This window comes from Paenibacillus sp. Y568, from assembly GCF_059445545.1.
This window is the reverse complement of record NZ_JCAIUM010000015.1, coordinates 125,401-131,400: the sequence shown is the minus strand read 5'-3', so window position 1 is coordinate 131,400 and position 6,000 is coordinate 125,401. Positions and strand designations below refer to the sequence as shown.

At 35.6% G+C, this 6,000-nt stretch carries 6 protein-coding genes and 1 pseudogene; 6 read left to right on the top strand and 1 reads right to left on the bottom strand.

The window, feature by feature from the left end:
* The first annotated feature begins 307 nt into the window (after positions 1-307).
* The 5 genes and pseudogenes from AC1D7X_RS19545 (at position 308) to AC1D7X_RS19525 (ending at position 4,116) form a co-directional block, all read left to right on the top strand.
* Positions 308-1,075: an Imm51 family immunity protein gene (locus AC1D7X_RS19545; protein WP_495457403.1), complete on the top strand. Its 768-nt coding sequence runs from the start codon at positions 308-310 to the stop codon at positions 1,073-1,075.
* A 78-nt stretch (positions 1,076-1,153) separates the two neighbouring features.
* Positions 1,154-1,516, top strand: coding sequence for a hypothetical protein (locus AC1D7X_RS19540; RefSeq protein WP_495457404.1), 363 nt, complete (start codon positions 1,154-1,156; stop codon positions 1,514-1,516).
* Between the two features lie 341 nt (positions 1,517-1,857).
* Complete coding sequence (locus AC1D7X_RS19535) at positions 1,858-2,289, top strand: SMI1/KNR4 family protein (RefSeq protein WP_495475972.1); 432 nt, start codon at positions 1,858-1,860, stop codon at positions 2,287-2,289.
* A 442-nt stretch (positions 2,290-2,731) separates the two neighbouring features.
* Positions 2,732-3,097: pseudogene (locus tag AC1D7X_RS19530) on the top strand (GNAT family N-acetyltransferase).
* A gap of 518 nt (positions 3,098-3,615) precedes the next feature.
* Complete coding sequence (locus AC1D7X_RS19525; RefSeq protein ID WP_495475971.1) at positions 3,616-4,116, top strand: EutP/PduV family microcompartment system protein; 501 nt, start codon at positions 3,616-3,618, stop codon at positions 4,114-4,116.
* A gap of 229 nt (positions 4,117-4,345) precedes the next feature.
* Here the strand turns inward: AC1D7X_RS19525 and AC1D7X_RS19520 are convergent, their stop codons facing one another.
* On the bottom strand, positions 4,346-4,834 hold the full coding sequence (locus tag AC1D7X_RS19520) for a cysteine hydrolase family protein (RefSeq protein ID WP_495457407.1): 489 nt from the start codon (positions 4,832-4,834) through the stop codon (positions 4,346-4,348).
* Positions 4,835-4,954: 120 nt separating this feature from the next.
* Between AC1D7X_RS19520 and AC1D7X_RS19515 the strand changes: the two genes are divergently transcribed.
* Complete coding sequence (locus AC1D7X_RS19515; RefSeq protein WP_495457408.1) at positions 4,955-5,887, top strand: helix-turn-helix transcriptional regulator; 933 nt, start codon at positions 4,955-4,957, stop codon at positions 5,885-5,887.
* The last annotated feature ends 113 nt before the right edge of the window (positions 5,888-6,000 follow it).

Here is a 6,000-nt window from a genome sequence, read left to right as displayed (position 1 = left end):
AACTTATGATCTAGTACATTCTGTTAGAGGGAACGCGGAGTGCTGGGAAACTAGCACGCTCCGTGTGGAGCAGGGGAAAAGCTGGAGATCGCATCAAAGGCTTACCTATTGCTACCGATAGTTCAAGCAATCAAGGAGTAGTTTGCCACGGCACCATCTCGTTAAGCTAACATTGTGGTGGTAATTTCGCTAAATAACGTTTTCAATTCTCATATCATTTCAATTGATTTGAACTACATAGATCATATGGGTTATTCTAATATATGGAATTCATTATTTGATTAAAGATAGAGGAGAGGATACAAAGATGGATATGACTCTTTTGAAACAGCTCACTCTTTGGCATAATAAGAGCCAGTATAAGAAAATTGTTAACAAAATTATGGAAATACCCGAAGCAGACAGGGACTATGACTTAGTTTGCCATTTGGCAAGAGCATTGAATAATCAAGACAGTTATGATGAAGCTATCAAATATTTTTTATCGGTGCATGAGCAAGGCAAGCACGACCCTCTTTGGCATTTCCGAATAGGATATGCTTATTATTACCTTAAACAGTATAAGGAAGCGATCGTTGCTTTTGAACACACGGTAGCATTAGATCCTGAAGATTCACATGGCAGGACGTTTTTAGAAATGAGCCTCAACGCCGCTTCTAGATCAGGAAATGACACCATCCAGTTAGTGAATGTTGAAAAGGAGATGAGGATTGGGACTGACCCCCGCTTGTTAGAAATTGAAGAAAAAATAAACCCATTTGGGCTAGTTGCGCATAATAATGGAAGCATATCTATGATTTTAGGTGTCGGTAAATATAAGCATGAAATTTTTCAAACACGAGCTGAAGAAGGAGTTGAGGGCAATGGCTATGATTGGGGTTCATTAGCAGCCGTGTTTCTTGAAGAAAAAATGCCTCACTTAGTTGATATCATACGATTTGACCCGGAAGCTGATACGTTCTGCATTTATACAGACAATAAAGAAGCCCTATTTAGTTTTGCAATCGCCTTTAAGGAAGCATGTGAAGATGACTCATTAATGAAAGATCTATTTTCACGAGCTGTATTAGATTGATTGGAAATATTAAGGTACAACAGTTTCCTTTGTTGCATCGAAATGACATAACTTCATAAGGAGAGGTCACTGAATAAAATGAGGAATAAATCAAAAATAACTCGGGTAGTATGGATTTTTGCAGTATTTATTATAGTGACTTTAGTTAGTTTGTTAATACATAGATTTGAATCCAATTTAGGCTCTTATACGATATCCTATGGAAATACTATACATGTAGAAATCAATATAGATGGACTTCATAAAGAAAATAGTGTAAACCTTTTGATAATCAACGGTAGTACAATAAGTAAATATCCATTTGATAAAGGAAACAAAGAATACACGTATTCAAAAAACTTGGATATAGGATCAATAGATTTAAAACAATATGAGATATTAGTAGAATGGACTTCAAACAATAAAAGACATATTGAATATCTAAGAACAAAAACAGATTAAAATATATATTAGGTCGTCGGTAATGTGCGAACGTTAGAGGAAGTACTGGCAAACATTTTGAATGGAGAGATAAGATGAATAGATGTTCCATCTGTGATGATCAATTAGCTTTTATTAATTCAAACGATCCGCTTAATTGGCTACTCTTGATAAGATGTAACTTTTGTGGATTTATGAATAACTGATACTGCAATTGGTAATTTAAACAATCCAGAGTATGCTTTTCAAAAACCAAAGATATCAGTATTTATTAGGAGTAGAATGTTACTTGATTTGCCTGTTCTGAGGATCCAATCTAAGAGTATAACAATATAATAACCTTGCAATTAAGTGAGGGATATTTGACTGAAGCGACTTGTAAGTTCAATGAGCCATTGACAGATAAAGAAATTGAGCAATATATACAGAAATTAGGTTATGATCTTCCGAGTGACTACAAAGCTTTCTTAAGAATTTGCAATGGTTGTTATTTGTTTGACCATCCAATCTATGGGGGAGAATCATATTTATATAAACTTGATGACATTATGTCATTTACGTATGAGGAACCATCTGAAGGATATTTGAAAATTGGCTACTTTTATCAAGATAATATAGTTATAGATTTAAAGAAGTATAGGGAAGGACAGAAAAACTATTTATTAGTTAAAGGACATATTGAACATTTTAATGAAGCAAGAGAGTTAAACATGAATTTTGAATTATGGTTCGATAGGTTTATCGTGAGTCAAGGTTCAAAGTTTTGGACATGGTCCATATATACAACTAATTAAGATAGGACTGTTTTTCGAAGAAGCCTGCCACATCTGATAACAAAACATTTCTACTTCCTCGCTAACGCTCCTTGGTCATGATTTTGGAGTTATATAAGTGTAAGGGGATGATTATGTGACTATAGAGATTTCAGTGGAAAAAGCTCACTCGCAAGGAATTGAGACCAGACATGACCTGACCTGGTGGAAAATGGAAAACGAAGATATAGTTTAATATGTAACGACGACGGTAGTGCTTCAATCTGGTTGGATCGCATATGCAGAGTACAGGGAAGGTCAACCGCATGTAGAGATTATTAGGCAGGGTAAAAGCATCAATGTTGTTAAACATCACATTTTTATGCCTTCCAATAGCTTAATACATACGATATACGAAAGGCAGGATAGTTGAGCATTTATATTGAATTTTAATACGGAAGAAAACACTTAGTGAGGTGAAAATATGAATAGCGAAGTGATATTGCGAGACGTGAATAAAGATGACTTGCCGATATTTTTTGAGCAACAATTGGACAACACCTCCAACTATATGGTGCCTTTACTGCCAAAGATCCAACGGACATGATTGCCTTTATGACTCACTGGCAAAAGATATTAGACGACGATCGAATTATAAAAAAGACCGTACTCTTTAACGATCAAGTAGCGTCCTTTATTTGCTCGTGCAGTGAAAGATAATACAGCTTCTATTCGGGTATTGGAAAACTGCGGGTTTAAGATTTGTGGTGAAGACAAGGGGTTTTCCAATGCACGTGCTGAGGAAGTCGAAGAATATGTTTTAAAGTTGAATAGAGACAATCTTTTATGATATTCCAGACACTAGGGACAGAGAAAAGGAATTTGAACGTGGACTCAAATATTCTAAAGAGCAAGTCTACAACATGATAAAAGAAGCATTTGATATAATCATTCAATATCTCGAACACCTTAAATCAAACCCTGAATTGTTGTTATCACAACCGTTTATCAATCGTCCACCTTTTACATATAGCCAAGTAAACAATGAGACAACGGTTCTTAATCTAATGATAGCAATGATCAGAGAAATACATTATCACACCGGGCAAATAATATATGAAGCAAAGATTAGAAAGGGACAACTTGTATGGAATTATGACTAATATAAAAGTGCTTAAATGTGAAAGTGTTTCCAAGAAGGCAGTAACATCCTATAACATCATATCTACACTGCGGGCCATTCGACCCTTGTTCTAAGAATAGAAGTGACTCAGTGCACAACCCTGCGAGGCTAAGTCCGTCGGGTCCGGAGCGTTTGCGCCTTAGTTATAGGATATCGCCGAAAATAATAGAGGTGAAGGTATCCCCATGAAGCGAATAATTGTTATAGGTTCTACTGGATCAGGGAAAACGACCCTGTCTCAATTTTTAAGTCAAAATCTTAATTTGCCAATTTATCATCTGGATTTTTTGTATTGGAAAACGAATTGGTCTCCAACTGATACGGATGAATGGAAAGACATTATTACTAATCTTGTTAAAGAAGAAGAGTGGATCATTGATGGCAACTATACAAGTACATTAGAGATAAGAATCAAAAGAGCAGATACTATTATCCTGCTTAACTTGCCTAGATTACAGAGGGTGTTTCGTGTAATAAAAAGAAGAATAACTAACATCGGTAACCAACGGACTGATATAAGAAATAAAGAGCAGATAAATATTAGTTTATTAAAATCATTATGGATTTTTGATAAGAAGAGGAAACCTGAAATAATGCAAATTTTGGATAAATATAAAGATGAAAAGGAAATTATAATTATTGAGAACAGTGGTCAACTCAGAGAGTATTATAGAAAATTGGATTGATAACACAAGAAGTCGGCGACATCTTATAACACGGCATATCAAAAAAAGTAGTACAGTAAAACAGCTTCGTGTTTTTCTTCCGGCAATCTGTGCAGGGCTTCGGCAAGCAGCTTGCCGTGATTTCCTTTCCTGCCACACAAAAGGTAGGTTCAGCTTCATCATCAGCAAAGTAGCTGTCATAGGTAGTAAAGCTGCTTTTCCTCTTGCGGGGACAGGTCGAATATATTTCCTATCGTGTATCATTCAAACAAATAATTTTACTACCTTTACTTTCATAATAACGTAGCATTTCGTCAATTTTCCTTTTATCATAACTGGTAATGCAATCTGATAGGACATTAACGCCATAAGTTGCTTTGCGTAAGTTGTAACAGGTTGATTTAACACAAGCAACAGCATCTGCCCCTGCAATATAGAAATCACATATTTCATTTTTACTAATAAAGTCTGTAAATTCTTCACAGCTTAATGCGTTTCCTTTGTATTTTGTAAAAACATTTTTTGATACTATTTTCAAGTCTGAAGCTAATTCAGACCCATATGTATTGGGTTTAAGAGTCCTCGTGCCGGTTGATAGATTTTCATGCCTTATATAAATAACATGAATATTATTATTGACTGCCCAATCAATAGCTTCATTGATATTGCCAATAACATCCTTGTAATTCTTTGTTATGTCATTTTGAATATCAATTATTACTAAGGCTTTTTTCTGCATAGTGTTTCCTCCTGATAAGTAGATTGATTTGTTTTCTTTTTTATATTACCTTGTAATTGTTGACAACAGTATGGCAACATTCTAGGATGATAACAAGAATTTTTGGAAGGCGGCTATTAGATGAAAGTTGACAGGCTTGTTAGCATTATTATGATACTCCTTGATAAAAAGCGTATAGGTGCACAGGAGTTAGCAGATATGTTTGAAGTTTCACCCCGCACAATCTATCGAGACATAGACACTATCAACATGGCGGGTATTCCTGTTCGCTCAACATCGGGAGTGGGCGGCGGCTTTGAAATCATGCAGAAATACAAGATTGATAGAAAGGTTTTTTCGGCTACCGACCTTTCAGCGATCTTGATGGGGCTTTCCACTCTTTCCAACATGATACGAGGTGATGAACTGGTAAACGCCCTTGCGAAAGTCAAGAGTTTTATCCCCGCAGACAGGGCGAAAGACATTGAATTAAATGCAAATCAAATACATATAGATTTAAGTCCCTGGATGGGCAACAGAAACATACAACCATATTTAGAAATTATCAAAACAGCTTTACAGGAAAGCAAGCTACTTTCGTTTGAATATGCAGACCGCTATAGAAATAAAACTGCACGAACAGCAGAGCCGTATCAGCTTGTATTGAAAAGTAATCATTGGTATTGGCAAGGGTATTGCCATAAAAGGAATGATTTTCGTTTATTTAAACTATCCCGCACATCAAACCTACAAATACAGGAGGAATTTTTTACGCCACGAGATTATCAAAAACCGGAGTTAGATTTTACTGATATTTTGGCAAATATGCAAACAAAAATCAAAATTCGAATTCATCAATCTGTCATGGACAGGGTACTTGATTATTGCACTTATGAACACTTTTCGCCAGACGGTGATGAGCATTGCATTGTTAGTTTTCCTTTCATAGAGAACGAATACTACTACAATATTCTTATCAGTTTTGGGGATAAATGCGAGTGTTTAGAGCCGTTACATATCCGCACAGAAATGAAGCGTAGAATACATGATATAGCTACCATATACGAAAGTTAATAGATGGAGTAAGCCGAATACATTCAACTAGCTAAGTCTTGACCACATATTTCTCTCCCTCGGAGAGTATGTCGGCTAATTATGGGGAATTTTCAACTGCTGATATTAGGTAT

Coding starts and splice junctions, on each gene's coding strand:
- AC1D7X_RS19520 (WP_495457407.1), bottom strand. CDS start 4,834: ATGCAGAAAAAAGCCTTAGTAATAATTGATATTCAAAATGACATAACA.
- AC1D7X_RS19540 (WP_495457404.1), top strand. CDS start 1,154: ATGAGGAATAAATCAAAAATAACTCGGGTAGTATGGATTTTTGCAGTA.
- AC1D7X_RS19545 (WP_495457403.1), top strand. CDS start 308: ATGGATATGACTCTTTTGAAACAGCTCACTCTTTGGCATAATAAGAGC.
- AC1D7X_RS19515 (WP_495457408.1), top strand. CDS start 4,955: ATGAAAGTTGACAGGCTTGTTAGCATTATTATGATACTCCTTGATAAA.
- AC1D7X_RS19525 (WP_495475971.1), top strand. CDS start 3,616: ATGAAGCGAATAATTGTTATAGGTTCTACTGGATCAGGGAAAACGACC.